Origin of the sequence: Staphylococcus sp. GDY8P72P (assembly GCF_016890655.1) — a bacterium.
In the GTDB taxonomy this organism is placed as follows: Bacteria; Bacillota; Bacilli; order Staphylococcales; family Staphylococcaceae; genus Staphylococcus; species Staphylococcus arlettae.
This window is the reverse complement of record NZ_JAFEQJ010000006.1, coordinates 400,368-423,462: the sequence shown is the minus strand read 5'-3', so window position 1 is coordinate 423,462 and position 23,095 is coordinate 400,368. Positions and strand designations below refer to the sequence as shown.

General features: G+C 33.3%; 19 protein-coding genes. 16 read left to right on the top strand and 3 right to left on the bottom strand.

Annotated features, from left to right (window positions below; genetic code table 11):
- Positions 1 to 29 precede the first annotated feature (29 nt).
- The gene (locus tag JVU85_RS03180) at positions 30 to 1,610 is read right to left on the bottom strand and encodes a M4 family metallopeptidase (protein WP_021458906.1); all 1,581 of its coding nucleotides are present in this window, start codon (positions 1,608 to 1,610) and stop codon (positions 30 to 32) included.
- 318 nt (positions 1,611 to 1,928) lie between these two features.
- Here JVU85_RS03180 and fapR point away from each other — a divergent pair, with 318 nt between their 5' ends.
- The 14 genes from fapR (at position 1,929) to rplS (ending at position 15,830) form a co-directional block, all read left to right on the top strand.
- On the top strand, positions 1,929 to 2,498 hold the full coding sequence (gene fapR / locus JVU85_RS03175; protein WP_021458905.1) for a transcription factor FapR: 570 nt from the start codon (positions 1,929 to 1,931) through the stop codon (positions 2,496 to 2,498).
- Entirely contained in the window at positions 2,491 to 3,471 is a 981-nt protein-coding gene (plsX, locus tag JVU85_RS03170; protein ID WP_021458904.1) for a phosphate acyltransferase PlsX, read from the top strand. Before fapR ends, plsX begins: the two co-directional genes overlap by 8 nt.
- The gene (gene fabD / locus JVU85_RS03165) at positions 3,472 to 4,398 is read left to right on the top strand and encodes an ACP S-malonyltransferase (protein ID WP_002510958.1); all 927 of its coding nucleotides are present in this window, start codon (positions 3,472 to 3,474) and stop codon (positions 4,396 to 4,398) included.
- Positions 4,391 to 5,128 (top strand): 3-oxoacyl-[acyl-carrier-protein] reductase, encoded by a 738-nt coding sequence (gene fabG / locus JVU85_RS03160; RefSeq protein WP_021458903.1) that lies wholly within the window; start codon positions 4,391 to 4,393, stop codon positions 5,126 to 5,128. Before fabD ends, fabG begins: the two co-directional genes overlap by 8 nt.
- A gap of 133 nt (positions 5,129 to 5,261) precedes the next feature.
- Positions 5,262 to 5,495 (top strand): acyl carrier protein, encoded by a 234-nt coding sequence (locus JVU85_RS03155; RefSeq protein WP_002510960.1) that lies wholly within the window; start codon positions 5,262 to 5,264, stop codon positions 5,493 to 5,495.
- 219 nt (positions 5,496 to 5,714) lie between these two features.
- Positions 5,715 to 6,428, top strand: a complete 714-nt coding sequence (rnc, locus tag JVU85_RS03150; RefSeq protein ID WP_369946027.1) for a ribonuclease III — start codon at positions 5,715 to 5,717, stop codon at positions 6,426 to 6,428.
- A gap of 54 nt (positions 6,429 to 6,482) precedes the next feature.
- Positions 6,483 to 10,052 carry a chromosome segregation protein SMC gene (smc, locus tag JVU85_RS03145; RefSeq protein ID WP_021458901.1) on the top strand — a complete coding sequence of 1,190 codons (3,570 nt, stop codon included), beginning with the start codon at positions 6,483 to 6,485 and terminating at the stop codon, positions 10,050 to 10,052.
- Complete coding sequence (gene ftsY / locus JVU85_RS03140) at positions 10,049 to 11,269, top strand: signal recognition particle-docking protein FtsY (protein WP_002510963.1); 1,221 nt, start codon at positions 10,049 to 10,051, stop codon at positions 11,267 to 11,269. Before smc ends, ftsY begins: the two co-directional genes overlap by 4 nt.
- A complete protein-coding gene (locus JVU85_RS03135) occupies positions 11,256 to 11,591 on the top strand; it encodes a putative DNA-binding protein (RefSeq protein ID WP_002510964.1) in 336 nt (111 codons plus the stop codon). Before ftsY ends, JVU85_RS03135 begins: the two co-directional genes overlap by 14 nt.
- 14 nt (positions 11,592 to 11,605) lie before the next feature.
- A complete protein-coding gene (ffh, locus tag JVU85_RS03130; protein WP_002510965.1) occupies positions 11,606 to 12,970 on the top strand; it encodes a signal recognition particle protein in 1,365 nt (454 codons plus the stop codon).
- A 717-nt stretch (positions 12,971 to 13,687) separates the two neighbouring features.
- Positions 13,688 to 13,954, top strand: a complete 267-nt coding sequence (rpsP, locus tag JVU85_RS03125; RefSeq protein ID WP_002510966.1) for a 30S ribosomal protein S16 — start codon at positions 13,688 to 13,690, stop codon at positions 13,952 to 13,954.
- 180 nt (positions 13,955 to 14,134) lie between these two features.
- A complete protein-coding gene (rimM, locus tag JVU85_RS03120) occupies positions 14,135 to 14,641 on the top strand; it encodes a ribosome maturation factor RimM (RefSeq protein ID WP_002510967.1) in 507 nt (168 codons plus the stop codon).
- Positions 14,641 to 15,375: a tRNA (guanosine(37)-N1)-methyltransferase TrmD gene (gene trmD / locus JVU85_RS03115; protein ID WP_021458900.1), complete on the top strand. Its 735-nt coding sequence runs from the start codon at positions 14,641 to 14,643 to the stop codon at positions 15,373 to 15,375. Before rimM ends, trmD begins: the two co-directional genes overlap by 1 nt.
- 104 nt (positions 15,376 to 15,479) lie before the next feature.
- Positions 15,480 to 15,830 (top strand): 50S ribosomal protein L19, encoded by a 351-nt coding sequence (gene rplS, locus JVU85_RS03110; protein WP_002510969.1) that lies wholly within the window; start codon positions 15,480 to 15,482, stop codon positions 15,828 to 15,830.
- A 55-nt stretch (positions 15,831 to 15,885) separates the two neighbouring features.
- Here the strand turns inward: rplS and JVU85_RS03105 are convergent, their stop codons facing one another.
- Both JVU85_RS03105 and JVU85_RS03100 read right to left on the bottom strand, forming a co-directional pair.
- On the bottom strand, positions 15,886 to 18,498 hold the full coding sequence (locus JVU85_RS03105; protein ID WP_021458866.1) for a YfhO family protein: 2,613 nt from the start codon (positions 18,496 to 18,498) through the stop codon (positions 15,886 to 15,888).
- A 5-nt stretch (positions 18,499 to 18,503) separates the two neighbouring features.
- Positions 18,504 to 21,101: a YfhO family protein gene (locus tag JVU85_RS03100; RefSeq protein ID WP_204172078.1), complete on the bottom strand. Its 2,598-nt coding sequence runs from the start codon at positions 21,099 to 21,101 to the stop codon at positions 18,504 to 18,506.
- 294 nt (positions 21,102 to 21,395) lie between these two features.
- On the opposite strand from JVU85_RS03100, the gene ylqF reads away from it, so the two are divergent.
- Both ylqF and JVU85_RS03090 read left to right on the top strand, forming a co-directional pair.
- Entirely contained in the window at positions 21,396 to 22,268 is an 873-nt protein-coding gene (ylqF, locus tag JVU85_RS03095; protein WP_002510972.1) for a ribosome biogenesis GTPase YlqF, read from the top strand.
- Entirely contained in the window at positions 22,261 to 23,046 is a 786-nt protein-coding gene (locus JVU85_RS03090) for a ribonuclease HII (RefSeq protein ID WP_002510973.1), read from the top strand. The genes ylqF and JVU85_RS03090 overlap by 8 nt, the downstream gene beginning before the upstream one ends.
- Positions 23,047 to 23,095: the final 49 nt, after the last annotated feature.

The window sequence follows — 23,095 nt, the reverse complement described above, 5'->3', positions numbered from 1 at the left end:
TTTGTCCTAGCCTCTAGTATTAATTAATATTATGACTCTGTGACACCTACATCATTCCATGCTTTGTCTACAGCGTCTACTTCTGAGCTATCTTCTCCATAAAGTTCTGTTGCGGCTTTAGTTAATGCGATTTTCGCATCTACAAAGTTAGAATTAGAACTTAAGTATTGTGTTAAAGCTAGATAATAAATTTCTTGAGCTTTGTCTTTACCAATTGCTTTAATAGTTAAATAACCAGCTTTATTTGGAATACCACTATTTGTATGGACGCCGCCATTATCATCAGTACCTGTATAATATTGATCCATATGTGCAGGTTGATTATAATCTTCCGGATTGGATAAACTTCTTAAAGCATCACCGTCTTTACCTGGAGTATATATATCTTCACCCAACAACCAATTTTCCGGATCTACAAAGTACCCAAAGACATCAGAAAATGATTCGTTTAATGCACCTGATTGATCTTGATAAGTTAATTGAGCTGTTTTTTCAGTAACGGCGTGTGTTAATTCGTGTGCTACAACATCTTTAGATCCAGAAAATGGTGCGAATTGCTCACCATCTCCATCACCATAAATCATAAATTGTCCAGTCCAAGCCGCATTATTATAATCCTTACCATAATTTACAATGGATTGTATTTTTGCGCCGTTATTATCATAACTATCTCTATCAAAATTATTTAAGTAATAATCATAAACCTTATTAGCATAAAAATGTGCATCGACACCTGCACGTTGTTTTTGATCAGTGAATTCTGCAGTATCATTTAATATTTCATTATAGTTGATTTCACTTTGATTTGCGGTAAAAGTTTGAATTGCACCATTATGTGTTGTATCTAAAAGAGAATATTTATTATTTGCTTTATCAATATGTAAAGGTTTCTTAGTATCTCCATTCACACCCGTACCACTGCCTTCAGTAGCAATATTTTCAATGACGTTTTGTTTTTTGATAACTTCGCCTGTTTGTGCATCAATTTGTATTTTCCAATGTGCAGGTTTAGGATCGATATAATTTAAGTCAATATTATAAACTAAACGCTGTTTGTCACTGTTAATTGTGAGTTCATTATTACTCACGATGTCATAGCCTTTTGCGTTTTTAACTTTATCTTGGGATTGATTAATTGCGTCAAAGGCTTTTGTAACCGCACTGTCTTTTGACAGTTTAGCTGTATTGTCGGCTGTGATATGTGGCTTATCAATGCTACCATTAATTAAAGATACATTATTATTTTTGTCGATATGAACTTTAATCGTACTATCTTCAACTGTGACTCCATCTACTTTTGGCTTTAAACTGTAGTGCGTTGTACCATTTTTATCTTGTTGTTGATTAATAACTTTATATTGAGCGAATGGATTTTTGACCTGAGCCTCTTTGTGCTTTTTCGATGAATGTTCTATGATTTGCTGTGCGTTATTTTGCAATAATTGCTCTACATCATTACTATTTGATATTGCTTTTTGTCCAACTTCTTTTTGGAGTTGTTGACCTTTCAAACTGTTACTTTTAGTTAATGATTCAGCATGAATACTATTATTTGAAAGTAAAGCAACAGCCGAAAATGAAACTAATGATAAAGTTATAAATTTTTTCATTACTAGCCTCCGTAACTTCAGTGGTCTGAATTTTTGTATAAACATTTTCACATTTAAAGTAAAATTAAAAAGTGAAATTAAATAAATTGTACGTTTATATTATTTGAAATTCAATAGAAAGACAAAAAGAAATCAAAAAAATTAGAATTTTTCATAAAATTTAATGGTGGAAAATTTTAGAGTGCTCATGGTAGGAATTTTCGTTTTTAGCAAATTTTGATAAACTATGCTACATAATTGTTGAGGATTAGAAATAGAAAGTGTTATGATATGTGAGGAATGTTTAAGACTTGGTACTAAATAATAGGAGGGTTCGCCATGAAATTAAAAAAACAGGCAAGACAAGAAGCAATCAAAAATGAAATTGAACGCAACCCTTTTATTACAGATAATGCTTTAAGCGATAAATTTGCAGTGAGCATTCAAACGATTCGTTTAGACCGTACGCAATTGAATATTCCTGAACTTAGAAAACGTATTAAACATGTAGCTAAAGAAAATCATGATAGAATTCGCTCCATTGATGGCAGTGAAATCATTGGGGATGTAATAAATGTAGAGCCAAATAAGCAAGCTGTGTCGATGATTAATATAGGCGAAGACTCAGTATTTTCGCGGAACTATATTGCTCGAGGCCATGTGTTATTTGCTCAAGCAAATTCCCTGTGTGTTGCATTAATACATAAACCTATTGTTTTAACTAGAGAAAGTAAGGTAACATTTTTAAAACCAGTAAAATTAAATGATGTGGTAACCGCAGAAGCTTATGTTATCAATAATGACCATAAATATTATGAAATTGAAGTAAAATCATACGTAAAAGAGCAACAAGTTTTTGGTGGCACCTTTAAAATGTATTATACAAGTGAGGATGAAGGAAATGGTTAAAATTGCGATTGATATGATGGGTGGAGACGATGCTCCTCAAATCGTGCTTGAAGCTGTAGAACAAGCAGTGAAAGATTTTGAAGATTTAGAAATCATTTTATTTGGAGATGAACAGCAAAATACAATTCAACACGATCGTGTTGATTTTCGCCATTGTAGTGAAAAAATTACGATGGAAGACGAACCCGTACGTGCAATTAAAAAGAAAAAAGATAGCTCAATGGTGCGCATGGCAGAAGCTGTTAAATCAGGTGAAGCTGATGGCTGTGTTTCGGCCGGTAATACAGGTGCTTTAATGTCGGCTGGTTTATTTGTAGTAGGACGTATTAAAGGCGTTTCTAGACCAGCATTAGTATTAACATTACCAACAATTTCTGGTAAAGGTTTCGTATTTATGGATGTAGGTGCTAATGCAGAAGCTAAACCAGAACATCTATTACAATATGCGCAATTAGGTAATATATATGCGCAAAAAATTAGAGGTATTAAACAACCTTCAGTAGGGCTATTAAATATTGGCACAGAAGCTGCAAAAGGGAACTCGTTAACAAAAACTACTTTTAATTTAATGGAATCCCAAAATGAGTTCAATTTTAGTGGTAACGTTGAAGCTAAAAGTTTAATGGAAGATGCAGCTGATGTTGTTGTCACAGATGGGTACACTGGAAATATGATTTTGAAAAATCTCGAAGGTGTAGCTAAAGCTTTTGGTAAAATGTTTAAACAAACGTTACTAAGTAGTTTTAAAAATAAATTGGCAGCATTGGTCTTACGCAAAGATTTAACACAACTAACACAAAAAATGGACTATGCTGAATATGGAGGTTCAGTATTGCTCGGAATTGATGGTATTGTGGTTAAAGCACATGGTAGCTCAAGTGCCAAAGCCTTTTATTCAGCTATTAAACAAGCGAAAATAGCAGGTGAACAAGAGATTGTCAAAACAATGAGAGAAACGGTTGGTGAAGCATAAATGGGTAAAACAGCAATTATTTTTCCAGGTCAGGGATCACAAAAAGTTGGTATGGGTCAAGACTTATACAATGTGGATGATTCTGCTACAAACATCTTAAACCAGGCACAAACTGCTTTAGATTTTGATGTATTAGAAACAATGTTCACAGATTCAGAAGATAAATTGGGCCAAACAGAAAACACACAACCAGCATTATTAACGCATAGTGTAGCGTTACATGCAGCATTAAATGACATTGATGCAGATTTTACTATGGGTCATAGCCTTGGTGAATATTCAAGTTTAGTAGCAAGTGGTGTATTGCAATTCGAAGACGCAGTTAAAATTGTAAGAAAACGTGGCCAGTTAATGTCTGAAGCATTTCCTAATGGTGTAGGTAGTATGGCAGCAGTACTTGGCTTAAATTACGAAGAAGTTGATAAAATTTGTCAGTCATTATCTTCATCTGAAGAGTTAATTGAACCTGCAAATATAAATGCGCCAGGACAAATTGTTGTGTCAGGACATAAATCGTTAATTGACAAGCTTGTAGCTGAAGGAAAAGAACTAGGTGCCAAAAGAGTAATGCCTTTAGCTGTTTCAGGACCATTTCACTCATCTATGATGAACGTGATTGAAGCACAATTTTCAGAGTACATTAATCAATTTGAATGGCACGACGCTGCATTTCCAGTCGTTCAAAATGTCAATGCTAAACCAGCTACAGATGCAGCAACGATTAAACAAAATATGATCCAACAATTATATTCACCAGTACAATTTATCCAATCAACAGAATGGTTAATTGAACAAGGTGTAGATCATTTTATTGAAATTGGTCCTGGTAAAGTATTATCTGGGTTAATTAAAAAAATCAACAGAGATGTTAAATTAACTTCTATTCAAACAATTGATGACGTAAAAGGATGGGTTGAACATGAGTAAAAGTGCATTAGTAACAGGAGCATCTAGAGGTATTGGTCGTAGTATAGCACTACAACTTGCCGAGGAAGGATATAATGTAGCAGTCAATTACGCAGGTAGTAAAGATAAAGCAGATGCAGTTGTTGAAGAAATTAAAGCTAAAAATGTAGATAGTTTTGCAATTCAAGCAAATGTTGCTAACGGTGATGAAGTTAAAGCAATGATTAAAGAAGTTGTGAGTCAATTCGGTTCAGTGGATGTACTAGTAAACAATGCTGGTATTACACGTGATAATTTATTGATGCGTATGAAAGAACAAGAGTGGGACGATGTAATAGATACAAACTTAAAAGGTGTCTTCAATTGTATCCAAAAAGTAACACCTCAGATGTTGAGACAAAAAAGTGGCGCAATCATTAATTTATCAAGCGTTGTTGGTGCTTTAGGTAATCCTGGTCAAGCGAATTATGTAGCAACTAAAGCAGGTGTTATAGGATTGACAAAATCATCTGCACGAGAACTTGCATCTAGAAATATTACAGTTAATGCAGTGGCACCGGGCTTTATAGTTTCTGACATGACTGATGCTTTAAGTGATGAACTTAAAGATCAAATGTTAGAACAAATCCCATTATCACGTTTTGGTGAAGATACAGATATCGCTAACACAGTAGCATTTTTAGCGTCAGATAAAGCAAAATATATTACTGGACAAACGATACATGTAAATGGTGGCATGTATATGGACTAATATTAGTCCTTTATATATGACATATAAGCTTGTCATTTTGCCCATTGTGTTTCTAAATACTACTTGTATTTCATAGGATAAAATGGGAAAATAAAAAGGTCTATCCTTAGACCTTAAAAGGAGGTGAATCGACGTGGAAAACTTCGACAAAGTAAAAGATATCATCGTTGACCGTTTAGGTGTAGATGCTGACAAAGTTACTGCTGAAGCATCATTTAAAGACGATTTAGGCGCTGACTCACTTGATATTGCTGAATTAGTTATGGAATTAGAAGATGAATTTGGTACTGAAATTCCAGATGAAGAAGCTGAAAAAATCAACACTGTTGGTGACGCTGTTAACTTTATTAACAGTCTTGAAAAATAATAAATTAAAATCTGAGCCACATTTACATGGCTCAGATTTTTTTCGTACAAACATTTATAAACTAAAGTAAGATGTATTTCATTAAATCAAGTATAGAAAGAATCATGAATATCTTAGTTTTCTCTTTAGTTTTGGAAGAAATTAACGTAAAATCTACTGTGTATGACTTATTTATGTTTACTAGGAGGTAGTGTATTGACCAACAACAAAAAGATAGAAATGGTTAAAGATTTTAGAGAGAGATTTCAACACAAGATGACTGAATTAAACCTACAATATAATAATGTCGAATTGTATCAACAAGCATTCTCTCACTCAAGTTTTATAAATGATTTTAATATGAATCGTTTAGAACATAATGAACGTTTAGAATTTTTAGGAGATGCGGTATTAGAATTGACGGTTTCACGTTATTTGTTTGATAAATACCCTGAGTTACCAGAAGGGAATTTAACGAAAATGCGTGCCACAATAGTTTGTGAACCCTCACTTGTAATATTTGCCAAAAAAATACGACTAAATGATTTGATTTTATTAGGTAAAGGCGAAGAAAAAACAGGGGGACGTTTGCGCCCTTCACTTGTTTCCGATGCGTTTGAAGCTTTTGTAGGTGCATTATATCTTGATCAAGGATTGGATTCAGTGTGGTATTTTGCTGAACGGATTATTTTCCCATTTGTTGAAGCTGATGTATTAGATGGTGTCGTAGATTTTAAAACGCAATTCCAAGAGTTTGTACACCAACAAAATAAAGGTGACGTAACGTATCGACTCATTAATGAAGAAGGTCCAGCGCACCACAGGTTATTTACATCTGAAGTTATTTTAGAAGATACAGCTGTAGCTGAAGGAAAAGGTAAAACAAAAAAAGAATCTGAACAAAAAGCAGCTGAAAAAGCATATAAAACAATGAAAAGTAAGTTGTCATTATAAAAGTAACCAACTGAACACTAGGTGAAATTGAAATGACTTATTAAGGAGAATAGCATGGTATATTTAAAGTCGATAGACGCATTTGGTTTTAAGTCATTCGCTGAACATACAAATGTTGAATTTGATGAAGGTGTAACAGCGATTGTAGGCCCAAATGGTAGCGGTAAAAGTAATATAACTGATGCAATTAAATGGGTATTAGGGGAACAATCAGCGAAATCTTTACGTGGCGCAAAAATGGAAGATATTATTTTTTCAGGAGCGGAACATCGTAAAGCACAAAACTATGCAGAAGTAAGATTAAGACTAGACAATCACTCTGGTAAATTGCAAGTTGACCAAGATGAAATAACCGTTACACGTCGTTTATATCGGAGCGGAGAAAGTGAATATTATTTAAATAATGATAGGGCGAGATTGAAAGATATCATTGACCTGTTTTTAGACTCTGGTTTAGGGAAAGAAGCATTTAGTATTATTTCACAAGGTCGTGTAGATGAAATTTTGAATGCCAAACCTATTGACCGTAGACAAATATTAGAAGAGTCAGCAGGTGTGCTCAAATATAAAAAACGTAAAGCCGCGTCAGTTCAAAAACTAGATCAAACTGAAGATAATTTGAACAGAGTAGAAGATATATTATATGACTTAGAAGGTCGAGTAGAACCTTTACGTGAAGAAGCGACGATTGCGAAAGAATATAAGCATTTAACTAAAGAAATGGAACAAAGTGATGTAATAGTCACGGTACACGATATTGAAAGTTATAACCAAAATATTAATGAATTAGATACAACATTAAATCAACTTAAAAGTAAACAAGAGGCTAAAGAAGCTGAAAAATCACAACATGCACGTACTATCGAAAAAAATAAAGGCGAAAGATACCGATTAGATGAAGTTATCGAGTCGTTAAATCAGCGATTAGTCGATGCAACAGAGGCAGTAGAAAAATATAACGGACAATTAAACGTATTAGAAGAGCGCCAAAAAAACCAATCAGCAACGAATGCAAGATTTGAAGAAGAACAAGCTAATTTAGCAGATCAAATAGCGCAATTAGAAGAAGAAAAAACGCAAGCACAAGATCAGTTGCAAACTTTAGTAACAAAACAGAAAGACTTAACTACTGAAATTAACAAATATGAGTCCCAACTTTATGTAACTGATGAGCAACATGACGAGAAATTAGAAGAAATTAAAGACCAATATTATACGCTCATCTCTGAACAATCAGATGTGAACAATGACATACGGTTTTTAGAACATACCATTCAAGAAAATGAAACAAAACAATCGCGTCTTGATTCAAGATTACTTGATGTCTATGAACAATTGAAAACAATTCAAGCAGATATTACACAAACACAACAAAATTTTGATGAAGCACAAGGCAAGTTGAAAAAAGTTGAACGAGATTTATCGCAGTGTGAGCAACAGCTAACACAAACGAAAGCACAGCAAAAAGAATATGAAGATAAGTTACATCAAGCTTATCGTTACAATGAGAAGTTGAAATCTAGAATTGATAGTTTAGCTACTCAACAAGAAGAATACAGCTTTTTCTTTAATGGTGTAAAACATATTTTAAAAGCAAAAAATGACAAATTAACTGGAATTCATGGTGCAGTAGCTGATGTCATTCAAGTACCATCACAGCTTACAAAAGCGATAGAAACAGCTTTAGGTGCATCGTTGCAACATGTCATCGTAAACTCAGAAAAAGATGGTCGTGCGGCGATACAATACTTAAAGCAACAAGGATTAGGGCGTGCAACATTTTTACCACTTAATGTCATACAACCAAGACACCTTGCTACAGATATTTATCGTACTGCACAACAAGCAACAGGATTTATGTCAGTAGCGGCAGAAGCAATTAACACCGACCAACAATACGAAAAAGTCATTCAAAACCTTTTAGGCAATACGATTATTGTAGACGATTTAAAAAATGCGAACGCATTAGCACGAGATATTAAATATCGTACACGTATCGTGACGCTAGAAGGTGATATTGTTAATCCAGGTGGTTCTATGACTGGTGGCGGTGACAGAAAATCAAAAAGTATATTAGCACAAAAAGATGAGCTAACAACTTTACGTCAGCAACTGTCCGACTATCAACAACAAACCACTACTTTTGAACAACAATATAAAGCGTTGAAAACACAATCTGATGAATTGAGTGAGCAGTATTTTACTTATAGTAAAGACTATAATGAGGTGAAAAAAGTTGCTTATGAATATGAATTGGAATTAGATAAATTACGTAAAAGTGAAGCGCATATTAAAAATGAACACGAAGAATTCGAGTTTGAAAAAAATGATGGTTATCAAAGTGAAACGAGCAAAGCAACGTTACAAAATAAGAAAAAACGTTTGGCCGAAATTACAGAAGCGTTAGCACAACTAGAAAATGATATCGAAGTCTATACTAAGTTATCAAAAGAAGGTAAAGAAAGTGTTACGCAAATGCAGCAGCAATTGCATCAAAAACAATCAGATATGGCTGTAGTCAAAGAAAGACTTAAAGGGCAACGCCAAACTGTTGAACGTATCGACAAGCAGTTACAATCTGCTACGGAACAGCAATCAAAAATTGAAGAACAAATTGCCTTCTTCAACTCTGAAGATATGACGGGTCAAAAAGCATTTGATAATGTACGTAAAAATATAGAACAAAGTAAAGCCGAAAAAGAACAGTTTACGGAACAGCTTAATGATGTAAAAGCGCAACGTGTGACTATCAATGAAGAAATAGAGGCTAACGATATTAAATTGGAAGAAGCTAATAGAGATATTTTATCCATCGAAAATCGTTACCAAGACATCAAAGCTGAACAATCACGACTAGATGTATTAATTAATCACGCAATTGATCATTTATCTGAACAATATCAATTAACATTTGAACGTGCACGAGACTTATATGATAATGAAGAAGAAATCGAAACACTACGTAAAAAAGTTAAATTAACCAAAATGTCAATTGAAGAATTGGGCAATGTTAATTTAAATGCGATTGAACAATTTGAAGAAATTAATGAGCGTTATACATTTTTAAATGAACAACGTACAGATTTAAGAGAAGCAAAAACTACTCTTGAGCAAATTATTACGGAAATGGATCAAGAAGTTAAAGACCGCTTTAAAGAAACATTTCATGCAGTACAAGGTCATTTTGAGGAAGTATTTAAAACTTTATTCGGTGGTGGACAAGCAGAATTAAGATTAACAGATGATGATTATTTAGCAGCAGGTGTCGACATTATAGTCCAACCGCCAGGGAAAAAATTACAGCATTTATCCTTACTAAGTGGTGGAGAGCGTGCGCTAAGTGCGATTGCTTTATTATTTGCAATATTAAAAGTACGTTCAGCACCATTTGTTATACTTGATGAAGTAGAGGCCGCACTAGATGAGGCAAATGTGATTCGCTATGCTAATTATTTAAAAAATCTGTCTGATCAAACACAGTTTATTGTAATTACACATAGAAAAGGCACGATGGAATATTCAGATCGTTTGTATGGTGTTACGATGCAAGAATCAGGTGTGTCTAAATTAGTAAGCGTTAATCTTAATACGATCGATGACGTCATGAAGGAGGAACAGTTATGAGTTTTTTTAAACGATTAAAAGATAAATTTACAGGTTCGGAACAACAAAACGAAACACTTGATGAACAAGAACTACAGCAAGATGAAACACTGGATACTCAAGAACAAACAACTGATGAAACAAAGAAAAAGCCTAAAAAATTAAAAGAAGCTGACTTTGATGAAGATGGTCTAATATCGATTGAAGACTTTGAAGAGATCGAAGCTCAACGTTTAGGTGCGAAATTTAAAGCTGGTTTAGAAAAATCACGACAAAACTTCCAAGAACAATTAAATACTTTAATCGCACGATATCGTAAAGTTGATGAAGATTTCTTCGAAGCTTTAGAAGAAATGCTCATAACTGCTGATGTTGGTTTTAATACAGTAATGGAACTTGTTGATGAGTTACGTGATGAAGCACGAAAACGTAATATCCAAGAAACAGAAGATTTACGTGAAGTAATTGTTGAAAAAATAGTAGAAATTTACCATCAAAATGATGATCAATCTGAAGCTATGGATCTACAAGATGGAAGACTTAACGTTATTCTAATGGTTGGTGTTAATGGTGTAGGTAAAACAACAACAATTGGTAAGCTAGCACATCGTTATCAAGCAGAAGGCAAAAAAGTTATGCTTGCTGCTGGAGATACTTTTAGAGCGGGAGCAATTGAGCAACTCAAAGTATGGGGAGAACGTGTTGGTGTAGAGGTCGTTAGTCAAGCAGAAGGTTCTGACCCTGCGGCAGTTATGTATGATGCGATTAACGCTGCTAAAAATAAAGATGTAGATATATTAATTTGTGATACAGCTGGTCGTTTGCAAAATAAATCCAATTTAATGAATGAATTGGAAAAAGTAAAAAGAGTCATCGGACGTTCTATTCCAGAAGCACCACACGAAGTATTATTGTGTTTGGATGCTACTACTGGACAAAATGCCTTATCTCAAGCAAAATCATTTAAAGACGTAACTAATGTAACAGGAATAGTATTGACTAAGTTAGATGGAACAGCCAAAGGTGGTATTGTGTTAGCTATACGTAATGAGTTGCACATTCCAGTTAAATATGTCGGATTAGGTGAAAAACTAGATGACTTACAACCGTTTAACCCTGAAAGTTATGTTTATGGCTTATTTGCAGATATGATTGAAGAAAATGTGGAAGAACTACCAGCAGAAGATACTTCTGATGATGTTACCGATGATGAGGGTCAATCACATGACACAAAATGATTTAATTAAAACTATTCGAATGAATTATTTATTTGATTTTTACCAAGCGTTGTTAACTGAAAAACAGCGTAATTACTTGCAAATGTTTTACTTAGAGGATTATTCTTTAAGTGAAATTGCAGATACTTTTAATGTGAGTAGACAAGCTGTTTATGATAATATTAGAAGAACTGGCGATTTAGTTGAAGATTATGAAACTAAATTAGGACTTTATCGTAATTTTGAAAAGCGAAAAGACTTATATGACCAAATTAAACAACACAGTGATAATGCAGAGCGTGTTTTATCATATATTAAACAATTAGAAGAAATTGATGAATAGAGGAGGGATTCGATATGGCGTTTGAAGGATTATCCGATCGTTTACAAGATACGATGCAAAAAATCCGCGGCAAAGGAAAAGTAACAGAAGCCGATATTAAGATGATGATGCGCGAAGTTCGACTCGCATTGTTAGAAGCCGACGTTAACTTTAAAGTTGTAAAAGACTTTGTCAAAACAGTGTCAGATCGAGCACTAGGATCAGATGTAATGAAATCATTAACACCTGGTCAGCAAGTGATTAAAATAGTTCAAGATGAATTAACCCAGTTAATGGGTGGCGAAAATTCAACTATTACAATGGCCAATAAGCCACCAACAGTAGTTATGATGGTAGGTTTACAAGGTGCAGGTAAAACAACAACAGCAGGTAAATTAGCTTTACTTATGCGCAAAAAATATAATAAAAAACCGATGTTAGTTGCAGCAGACATCTATCGACCTGCAGCAATTGATCAATTGCAAACAGTAGGTAAGCAACTAGATGTACCAGTCTATAGCGAAGGCGATCAAGTAAAGCCTCAAGAAATTGTGGAAAATGCCTTACAACATGCTAAAGAAGAACATTTAGATTTCGTAATCATTGATACAGCAGGTAGATTGCATATTGATGAAGCTTTAATGGATGAATTACAAGATGTTAAAACAATTGCGAAACCAAATGAAATCATGTTGGTTGTCGATGCTATGACTGGGCAAGATGCTGTCAATGTTGCACAATCATTTGATGAGCAATTGGAAGTTTCAGGAGTTACATTAACAAAATTAGATGGTGATACACGTGGTGGTGCAGCATTATCAATCCGCTCGGTAACGCAAAAGCCTATCAAATTTGTTGGTATGAGTGAAAAATTAGATGGCTTAGAACCATTCCACCCAGAAAGAATGGCTTCTCGTATTTTAGGTATGGGTGATGTTTTAAGCTTAATTGAAAAAGCTCAACAAGATGTCGACCAAGATAAAGCGAAAGACTTAGAGCAAAAAATGCGAAGTTCTTCGTTTACACTAGATGACTTTTTAGAACAATTAGACCAAGTGAAAAGCTTAGGACCACTTGATGATATTATGAAAATGATTCCTGGTATGAATAAAATGAAAGGATTGGATAATTTAAATATGAGCGAAAAGCAAATCGATCATATTAAAGCTATTATTCAATCTATGACACCAAATGAGCGAAATGATCCTAATACTTTAAATGTGTCGCGTAAAAAACGTATTGCTAAAGGTTCTGGACGTTCTTTACAAGAAGTGAATCGTCTTATGAAACAATTCAATGAAATGAAGAAAATGATGAAACAATTTTCTGGCGGTAAAGGTAAAAAAGGTAAGAAAAATCAAATGGAAAACATGTTAAAAGGTATGAATTTACCATTTTAAACGATGTGACTGGGACATAAATCCCATTGTCAAAATAAGAAGACGAATCCTTAATATGGATTCGTCTTTTTGATATTTAAAGCTTTACGATTTTGACCGTGCGTGCTTGCCTAGGGGTATGGTTCGAGCCTGTAGTCTCTCACACATACTATTCCCCTGGGCGTCAGCACGTTACAAAATCAGTACAATATGTATTTTGTTATTTAAAAAACAAGACACATTCGTATCATTTAATAAATATTACAAAAATAAATAAACGATGTACTTTAAGTATAAAGTTTCTCGTATGACTTAAATGACATTATCAATGAAAATTTAATTTGATATTTAAAGCTTTACGATTTTGACTGTGCATGCTTGCCTGGGGTATGGTTCGAGCCTGTAGTCTCTCACTCATATTATTCCCCGGGCGTCAGTACGTTACAAAATCGGTGCACTATGTATTTTATTATGCAAAAATTAGGATCTTCAAAACAAACAAAAGTTGAACTATAACTTGGTTTTGTCTTGATGGTATTGTATATACAAAATCGCAATATAATATTATATCGACTTTATGTAATAAATGATGTCTCGGACTCATTATTTTAGCTCAATAGCACAAATATTATTTTCTTTTAAATAGTAAAGAGAAAACTCTTTACAACTTAACTATTAACTGGTAATATTATTTCTTGTAGAAAATAAATTATAGAAATCAAAGGAGAGAATCAAACAATGGCAGTTAAATTACGTTTAACACGTTTAGGTTCAAAAAGAAATCCATTTTATCGTATAGTAGTAGCAGACGCACGTTCACCACGTGACGGTCGTATCATCGAACAAGTAGGTACTTATAATCCAAATAATGTAAATGCTCCAGAAGTTAAAATTGACGAAGCATTAGCATTAAAATGGTTAAATGATGGTGCTAAACCAACAGATACTGTACGTAATATCTTATCTAAAGAAGGTATCATGAAAAAATTCGACGAGCAAAAATAATCGTTGATTATAAAGTGTGATATTTAAGAGTACCATATAGGGTACTCTTTTTTTATAGGCTAAAGTTGAATTTACTCATAGGCAACTGTAACAAAATATATAAACAGAGACTATAGCATGTTATAATTTACGTGATTAATAAAAGTTTGAAGATGAGTATTTTATTTCGGAGGAACATATATGAAAGTTGAAGTAGGTAAAATCGTCAATACACATGGCATTAAAGGTGAAGTAAAAGTAAAATCAAATTCAGATTTTACAGATACACGTTTTCAACCAGGCGAAGTGTTAACGATAGAACAAACACACAAAGAACCAGTAATGTTAACTGTAGCATCACATCGTATGCATAAGGGCCTACATATGCTTACATTTGAAGGTATTAATAATATCAATGATATTGAGCATTTGAAAGGGCAAGTATTATTGCAAGAACGCGATCATGAGGAAATTGAGTTAGCTGAAAATGAGTTTTATTATTCAGATATTATTGGCTGTACTGTCTTTGATGATGAAGATACCCCGATAGGTAGAGTTATCGAAATTTTTGAGACAGGTGCAAATGACGTATGGGTTGTAAAAGGAGATAAAGAATATCTAATACCTTATATTGCTGATGTGGTTAAGGAAGTAGACGTGGAAGGTCGTACAATCCATATAACACCACTGGAAGGATTGTTGGATTAATGAAAATTGATTATTTGACGCTATTTCCGGAAATGTTTGATGGAATATTGAATCATTCGATTATGAAGCGAGCACAAGATAAAGGGGTCTTGCAAACGAATACTGTTAACTTTAGAGATTTTGCTGAAAATAAACACAACCAAGTAGATGATTATCCCTATGGTGGTGGACAAGGAATGGTATTGAAACCTGAGCCAGTATTTAATGCTATGCAAGTAGTTGAACATACTGAAGCAACACGTGTCATTTTGATGTGTCCACAAGGTAAACCATTTAATCAAGCGTTAGCACAAGAACTAAGTGAAGCAGAACATTTAGTATTCATTTGTGGTCATTATGAAGGTTATGATGAACGAATCCGTACACAGCTAGTAACGGATGAAGTATCTATTGGTGACTATGTTTTAACAGGTGGTGAATTGCCCGCCATGACTATGACTGATGCTATCGTTCGTTTAATACCTGGTGTATTAGGTAATCAACAATCACATGAAGACGATTCTTTTCAAGATGGTTTGCTTGAGTTTCCACAGTATACTCGTCCAAGATCGTATTTAGGACATGATGTGCCAGATGTATTGCTCTCAGGCAACCATGCACATATAGAGCAATGGAGACATGAACAAAAGCTGATTAATACTTGGGTTAAAAGACCTGATTTATTAGAACAGTATCCGTTAACAACAGAAGACCAAAAAATATTAGAAACTTATAAAAAGCAATTGAAAAAATAAATAGTCTGTGCTAACATAATTTAAGTGTGCAAAGCACGAAAATCACTATGGTCCGCTGCTATATATTTGTCAAGGCAAGAACATAGGCTGAAGGAGAGAAAAAAATGACTAATCACAAATTAATTGAAGCAGTAACTAAGTCACAATTACGCACTGATATACCTTCATTCCGTCCAGGTGATACTTTAAAAGTTCACGTACGTATTATTGAAGGTAATCGCGAACGTATCCAAGTATTCGAAGGTGTAGTTATTAAACGTCGTGGTGGCGGCGTGTCAGAAACTTTCACTGTTCGTAAAATTTCTTCAGGTGTAGGCGTGGAACGTACATTCCCTGTACACACTCCTAAAATTGAAAAAATTGAAGTTAAACGTCGCGGTAAAGTACGTCGTGCTAAATTATACTACCTACGTAGCTTACGTGGTAAAGCTGCTAGAATTCCTGAAATTCGCTAATCAGTATAAGACGAATAAAAAGACGAGCCTATATTTAGGCTCGTCTTTTTTGTGTTTAATGTTGCTTTTTGCGTACCCATATCGTGAAGCCAATACTCAATAATATGCTCAGTCCAGATATGGTAATTAATACCCAAAAATGTGGGGGTCTATAGTGTAATGTTAATTTTTCTTGACCCTTTTCAGCAGGTATTACAGTCATAATACCATTACCCTTTAGGACAGGGATTTCTTTACCATTACTTTTGGCATACATGCCATCACGATAGGCCATAGGTAATACGATATATCCTTTATCTTGTTTACGTTTCGTCACAGTATAACCATCTCGACGTTGTGCAACATCGACTTCGTTTAGAGATTGTGCACTACGACGTAAAGTATTATAATTTTCGCCATAAATCCCTTTAATGCGATACTTATAAGTACCTTGAGCTAATTTTAACTTTAAGACATCATTAGCTTTAACTCGCATAGTTACTGGGTTAACCAAGCGTCGATATTTATAATCTAATTCATTACGAGTTTGTTTATATTCATTAATGCCTACATAATGTTCTTTATTTGGTGCGAGTAACTGAATGTCTAATTCTACATACATATCTTTATACTGCTTAGCTATAGACTGTGGTAGCTTAAACTCGACACCCCCGTTATTTTTTGTAACGACAAGTTGCTTTTTATCATTTATATATGCATTTTGCATGGATTGCTCTGCTTTAGATAACAAATTATCATTAGCTTCAAATGAAGAGTTAACATATTTATCGTTATTGAATGTAACGCCTTGTAACATTGCTTGTTCTTTATCTAATGGTGATTTCAAATCAGATTGGTCGTACACTTTGTTAGTAATATGTGCACTAGGATAATCGATTTCATTTTTAGAATGTATAAATTCAGCTTTACCATCTTTTATAAGTTGATGTTCTTTAAAACCATAAGTCATATTAAGATCATTAGGACGACGTATACGATCTTTGACATTCCATAGCGACATTAAATTTGCACGGTTTGATAATAAGCGATAAGTACTATTTTTGTCTGTATGCATATTGATTTGTAATTGTTTATCGTAGTAATTTAAAATATCCCCATCAAAAATACTTGAGTATAGAGCTATACCATTAAAATGGTAAATCATCGGAGAATTCAGTCCATATTGTGACATGTAATCAATTCTGTTTAATGGATCATTTGGGTAAGACTTATTAATTGAGTCGATTTTTTGTGCTAATACTTTGCTTCGATAGGAAGAATCATCCAAATCAGCAAATGTATTTTCATATTTTTTGATGTTATTAAAATGGTAATCGTTAACGATTAAAGCTTGCTGTATTACAAATAGAGCTAAAAGTATAGGTAGTGCCCATTTTTTAGTAATAAGTGGCTTATTGTAAATCAAGCACCCAACAAAAATCATAATGATTATACACACAATCATCCAATTCATTTTCTGTGCTGTAACTGTGATTGACATAGTTACTATAATCAATAAAGCTGGTATACAAGCATATATATATGATTTTAACGTTAATTCCGCCATATATTGAACAAATAAAGCTATTAAAATAGCAGTAGTTAGTGCGAATAAATAAATCCATCTACGTTGTGGTGTTGAAAATCCATTGAACATACTATCGAAATAAGGTGTTAAAGCTCCGAGGAGCATTATCCAAGTTGCAATGGCAAACATTTTATAATAATAATGTCTGTATAATTTAAAAGCAAATAATGCAACTAAAGCAAAAGCAGTGACAGTAATATAAAAGCCATTGGAAAAGAAATGTGTTTGGCGTGCAAAATCAGTAAAAAGATTAATTTCAAATTCAGGATTAGCTTTGCGATCATTATTTAAAAATGAAGATACTCCCGTATAAAATCCCCAAATAGCTACTAATGTACTTAATACTACTGCAATAGTTATCGTATAAAATTTTTGCCATCGCGTTACGATATCGTTTGGGTGTACAATACAGAGTCGATAAATAAAATAAAAACTTAAAGCAACCGCTTGAAAATAACTAAAATAAAAATTTGAAAATAACGTTAAGGCAATGGCAAAAATGAATAAGCCAAGCTTACGTTGCTTGAAATAACGTTCAATTCCTAATAAAGACAACGGTAAGAAAATGAGTAAATCACCATAAAATGACCAGGTAAAATTAAAATAAATGACAATAGTTGACGCGCCATATAGTAGGGCAGCTAAAAATATTGTGCTGAATTTTAAGTTTAAAGATCTAAAGTAATAAAAAGCTAAAGTATAAGTAACTACCGTTTTAACGAATGCAACGATGAGCTGGTTACCAGGCCAAAATCCAATGTCACTAGGATTTAAATGAAATAATTGTGTTGCTAACCATACAAAAATAAAGTTTATATATGTAAATGGAGAGGTGGCATAGTAATAAGATAAGTCTTTAACATAATCGCCACCTAATCCGAAAGAATGATCATAAAAGCTCTGGAAAGACGTAAAGTGCTCATATAGATACATTTGAAATGGCATCATCTGGCGAAACCCATCGCCATTACCGCTAAAAATAACCCCTTCAGTAAGAAAACGATAAATATAAGGTGTAAATTGCAACAAGGCAACTAAAATCCCCATTGCTATAATACAACACAAACGTGTTATTTTATTTGTCCATAATTGTTTTAACATGCCAACTATCCTCTTTTCTTTTTATGGATCGTGCTTTTTTTATATAACATAAATCGGAAAATAACACTAATGACTATACTAACTAAAGATATAATTATCATAGTAAACCAAAATGGTGGTTTATATTTAATAATGATAGTGTCGTTATTTGAACGTACTGGTACACCAGTCATGAAGTAATTTACTTTTTGTGGAGTGACTTTTTTACCATCCACGAAAGCTGTCATTCCTTGACGATATGGAATATTAATTTGTGCCATACCGCTCTCATGTTTTCCTAAATCAACTTTTACCCCGTTGTTAATATCATGATAATGGTGCGATTGTTGTTGTTTTGTCGCTTGCTTGAGTGTATCGTAATTTTCTCCATGTAATTGAAGTAATTGGAATTGATACGTTCCATATGGACTTATATCAATTAAAATATTACCGTCACTATCTGGTTGGGTTCTGTAAAGCTGTGTGTATACGCCGGTTTTATAAGTCGAATTGTTAAATAAACGATTATTTTGATATTGATTAAGTTGTACTGAAAAATTACTGTCAGGTAGCCCACGCTTAATTTTCATTGTCAGATAAAAATCATCGTACTGCTTTCTTATTTTTTGAGGTATATGTAGTTTTATTTGTCCGGAATTTTTAGTAACTTTGATTTTATTTTTACGCTGTTGTTGAATATTATCAGTTGTAATTGTTACATCATTCAATAAATTTTTGGATTTTTGCTGTAAAGCTACACCTTTATGCGGTAAGACAATTCCTGTTAACATAGCATGTTCACGCGCGATTGGCGTATGCAGTTTGCGAGCGTCATAAATTTTATTACTGACACGGACAGCTGGTAAAGGTAATTGGTTTTTATAAATTTCATATTGCCCTTGATGTTCGACTTTTTTAAAATATGACGGTACATTTGATTGATGTTCCTTGCGCATTAAATATTTTACAGATAATAAACTCGCTAAATTTTGTCTACCATTCGTTGATTGATAACGGCTGACAGATTCATTAACCATATTAATTTTTAAATGATCGTAATAAAAGTCTAAAATATTATGATGAAAAATACTGGAATATAGACTTAAACCTTTAAAGTGTTGATACATAGGTGTGTTATCTTGTTCATCGACACGCCAGTCAATACGTTCATCATCGTTTTTAGTTGTTTGCATCTTATTTACAAGTTCACGCTGTTGTTGTGAATTATACATACTACTTTGTACGTAATTTTTGTTTGCCCGCTGTTGGTGGTCTGCAAAATAAATTTGGTATTTGATAAAAACAAAAGATACTAACAATAATAATATAATAATTGACAGACTATACAGTGGTGTTAGTTTTACTTTGTATTTAGGTTGTTGTAATAGCAAAATTAATAAACCTATAACACATACTATTGGTACGAAATAAACCCAAGATACAACAGTGTCAACAAGCCAAGCGCTCGTAAAAATGACGCCTATGGCAATTACTGAAGTCGTACAATAGTGCCGGATAGATAAAGTCTTAAAATATTTTACATAACTTCCAATGAGCATAGCACTACTAAATGCTAATAAATAATGCCACCGTTTCTGAGGAGCGGAAAAACCATTAAATACTTGATCGATATAAGGGATAAATGCAGCTATTATACAAAATAGAGTACATAAAGCAAATAATTTAAAATAAAAATGTTTATACAACTTAAATGCCAATAATGCTTGAATTGTAATAAAGATAACGACAATTAAGTAGTTATCATAAAATAAATTAGTGTTTTTATCTAACGGTTCAAACAAAGGGACCTCTCCGTTAAATGGGATACGACGATTATTTACAAAACTCATAACTCCATGGAAGAAGAAAAATAAGCTACAACCTAAACCTAATAATGCAGCTATGAATAACACACTAAAATGCTTAATAGAAAGTTTAATATCATTTTTATGTCTAAAAATTAAACGTAATGCCAAATAAATAATACCAGTTAAGCATTGGTAATATGCAAAATAAAAGTTATTAATCAAAGATATGGCAACTACGATGATAAATAAACCAATTTTTTTATGTTGTAAAAACCTTTCTATTGCTAGTAAGAGCAAAGGTAATAATATAAAAATGTCACTGAAAAATGGCCAATATACAGTGAATCTAAAATATAATGGTGATAAGACAAATAAAGCTGCAACTAAAATAGCAACTTGTCTATTACGTAATATGTAGTGAGCATAGTAAAAGGTTGCGCACATTGCTAAAAATGCTTTGGCAATAGACAGCACTATGGCATTTGTCATCCAAAACATTACATCAGAAGTTGGCATATGTATAAACAGTTTGCAAATAGAGATAATAATGACATTGATAATAAATAAAATATTAGTAGAAAAATAATATGCTAAATCAGTAAAAAAATCTCCACCTAATCCGAAATCTGTGGCGTAGAACCAATTGCCTTGAGACCAATTATCATATAAAAACATTTGTATTGGAATCATTTGTTCCATACCATCATTTGGGCCAGTAAATAAAATACCATCCACCCAAAATCTATAAATAATATAGCTATGTCCTATCACTGCTAGTACAAATAATAGCATGAATATTAGTAGTTTTTGTCTCATTCTATAACTCCTGTGAATTGGATATATAAAGCGATAAAAATTCAATTAAGAAATATGTAGTTACAAATCATTTTGCACTATAACAACGTATACAGTAACTATACCCGTATTTCTTAGAAGCAACAGCGTGATTTGAAAATTTGTGATTAACATCTAAATAAAATGTTGAACATAAAGAAATGCTATCATAATTTACGTTATCATATTAAAATATGTAATGGACATAATATAAACAAAGGTAAATTCGAAATAACTAAATCTAAATATAATTTTTAAAAGTGAAAGGTGATGTTTATGGTAATACAATGGTACCCAGGACATATGGCCAAAGCCAAAAGACAAGTGACTGAGCAACTTAAAAAAGTAGACGTAGTATTTGAGTTGGTTGATGCACGTATACCATATAGTTCGCGTAATCCAATGATTGATGAAGTGATCCAACAAAAACCACGTGTAATTATTTTGAATAAAAAAGATATGGCAAACTTGAAAGAACTAGAAAAGTGGCAATCTTATTTTTCAGCACAAGGTAATTTTCCTGTAGCAGTTGATGCTAAGCATGGTAAAGGGTTAAAACAAGTAGAACAGGCAGCTATTCAAGCAACAGAAGATAAGTTTGCTAAAGAGCGTGAAAAAGGGTTGAAGCCACGTGCAATTAGAGCGATGATTGTAGGAATTCCGAATGTCGGCAAATCTACATTAATTAATAAATTAGCAAATCGAGCAATCGCTAAAACTGGAAATACACCAGGTGTAACGAAACAACAACAATGGATCAAAATTGGGAAGTCGTTACAATTATTAGATACACCAGGCATATTATGGCCTAAATTTGAAGACCAACTCGTAGGAAAAAAATTAAGTATAACAGGTGCGATTAAAGATAGTATTGTTCATTTAGATGAAGTTGCTATATATGGATTAGAATTTTTAAAACAACATGATTATGAAGGCTTAAAAAAACACTATAATATCGAAGTAGCGATAGATGCCGAAAACTTAGAATGGTTTGATGCTATTGGACGACGCAGAGGGCTATTACAACGTGGTAATGAAGTAGACTATGAAGCGGTTATTGAATTAATTATCAATGAAATTCGTAATGCTAAAATAGGCACTTATACTTTCGATGTTTTTAAAGAAATTGAGCGTGACTATTTTGAGTAAACAAACGATTAAAGATATCAAAAAAGAATTACAAACAATTACATCTTTAGAAAGTTTAGCGCAAAGTGAACATCAACTAGATGAACGAAAAGGTGTAAAACTAGCTATAACCCAAAGGCAGAAACAATTAGAAAAAGATGTAAGATTACGTGAACAATATGTTGAGATGACTCAGTTTGAGACTAATATAGCTAAACAACATCAGGACGCAGTGATATGTGGTATTGATGAAGTTGGCAGGGGGCCTTTAGCAGGACCAGTGGTGACGTGTGCAGTTATTTTAGATCCAACATATGACTTTATTGGAATTAATGATTCAAAGCAATTATCTGCCGATAAACGACAACAGCTACAACAAGAAATTCAAACAAACGCACTTGACTATGCCTATGGTGTCGCTTCAGTAAAAGAAATTGATACTTTGAATATATATCAAGCGACTAAACTGGCAATGCTCCGTGCAGTACAAAAGCTAACGGTAACCCCATCACACTTGCTTATTGATGCTATGGAAATTGATACAGATATTGCACAAACATCACTGATAAAAGGGGATGCGCGTAGTATCTCTATAGCAGCTGCTAGTATTTTAGCTAAGGAATATCGTGATCAATACATGAAAGATTTGGCAGAAACATATCCAGGTTATGCTTTCGAAAAAAATGTAGGTTACGGTACTCAAGCTCATTTAGATGGGATTACACGTTATGGTGTGACAGAGGTTCATCGAAAATCATTTGAACCGATAAAATCCAAGGTTAAAAACTTAGAAATTTAAAATAATTCTAAAGAAGATGGCTGAAACAGTTTACAATAGCGCTTACATT

What these genes read in the sequence shown, in the direction of transcription:
- ylqF (WP_002510972.1), top strand. Translation starts at nt 21,396, where the DNA reads ATGGTAATACAATGGTACCCAGGACATATGGCCAAAGCCAAAAGACAA.
- JVU85_RS03105 (WP_021458866.1), bottom strand. Translation starts at nt 18,498, where the DNA reads ATGTTAAAACAATTATGGACAAATAAAATAACACGTTTGTGTTGTATT.
- rimM (WP_002510967.1), top strand. Translation starts at nt 14,135, where the DNA reads ATGAAAGTTGAAGTAGGTAAAATCGTCAATACACATGGCATTAAAGGT.
- smc (WP_021458901.1), top strand. Translation starts at nt 6,483, where the DNA reads ATGGTATATTTAAAGTCGATAGACGCATTTGGTTTTAAGTCATTCGCT.
- fapR (WP_021458905.1), top strand. Translation starts at nt 1,929, where the DNA reads ATGAAATTAAAAAAACAGGCAAGACAAGAAGCAATCAAAAATGAAATT.
- ffh (WP_002510965.1), top strand. Translation starts at nt 11,606, where the DNA reads ATGGCGTTTGAAGGATTATCCGATCGTTTACAAGATACGATGCAAAAA.
- JVU85_RS03100 (WP_204172078.1), bottom strand. Translation starts at nt 21,101, where the DNA reads ATGAGACAAAAACTACTAATATTCATGCTATTATTTGTACTAGCAGTG.
- ftsY (WP_002510963.1), top strand. Translation starts at nt 10,049, where the DNA reads ATGAGTTTTTTTAAACGATTAAAAGATAAATTTACAGGTTCGGAACAA.
- fabD (WP_002510958.1), top strand. Translation starts at nt 3,472, where the DNA reads ATGGGTAAAACAGCAATTATTTTTCCAGGTCAGGGATCACAAAAAGTT.
- rpsP (WP_002510966.1), top strand. Translation starts at nt 13,688, where the DNA reads ATGGCAGTTAAATTACGTTTAACACGTTTAGGTTCAAAAAGAAATCCA.
- fabG (WP_021458903.1), top strand. Translation starts at nt 4,391, where the DNA reads ATGAGTAAAAGTGCATTAGTAACAGGAGCATCTAGAGGTATTGGTCGT.
- rplS (WP_002510969.1), top strand. Translation starts at nt 15,480, where the DNA reads ATGACTAATCACAAATTAATTGAAGCAGTAACTAAGTCACAATTACGC.
- JVU85_RS03180 (WP_021458906.1), bottom strand. Translation starts at nt 1,610, where the DNA reads ATGAAAAAATTTATAACTTTATCATTAGTTTCATTTTCGGCTGTTGCT.
- JVU85_RS03135 (WP_002510964.1), top strand. Translation starts at nt 11,256, where the DNA reads ATGACACAAAATGATTTAATTAAAACTATTCGAATGAATTATTTATTT.
- trmD (WP_021458900.1), top strand. Translation starts at nt 14,641, where the DNA reads ATGAAAATTGATTATTTGACGCTATTTCCGGAAATGTTTGATGGAATA.
- rnc (WP_369946027.1), top strand. Translation starts at nt 5,715, where the DNA reads ATGGTTAAAGATTTTAGAGAGAGATTTCAACACAAGATGACTGAATTA.
- plsX (WP_021458904.1), top strand. Translation starts at nt 2,491, where the DNA reads ATGGTTAAAATTGCGATTGATATGATGGGTGGAGACGATGCTCCTCAA.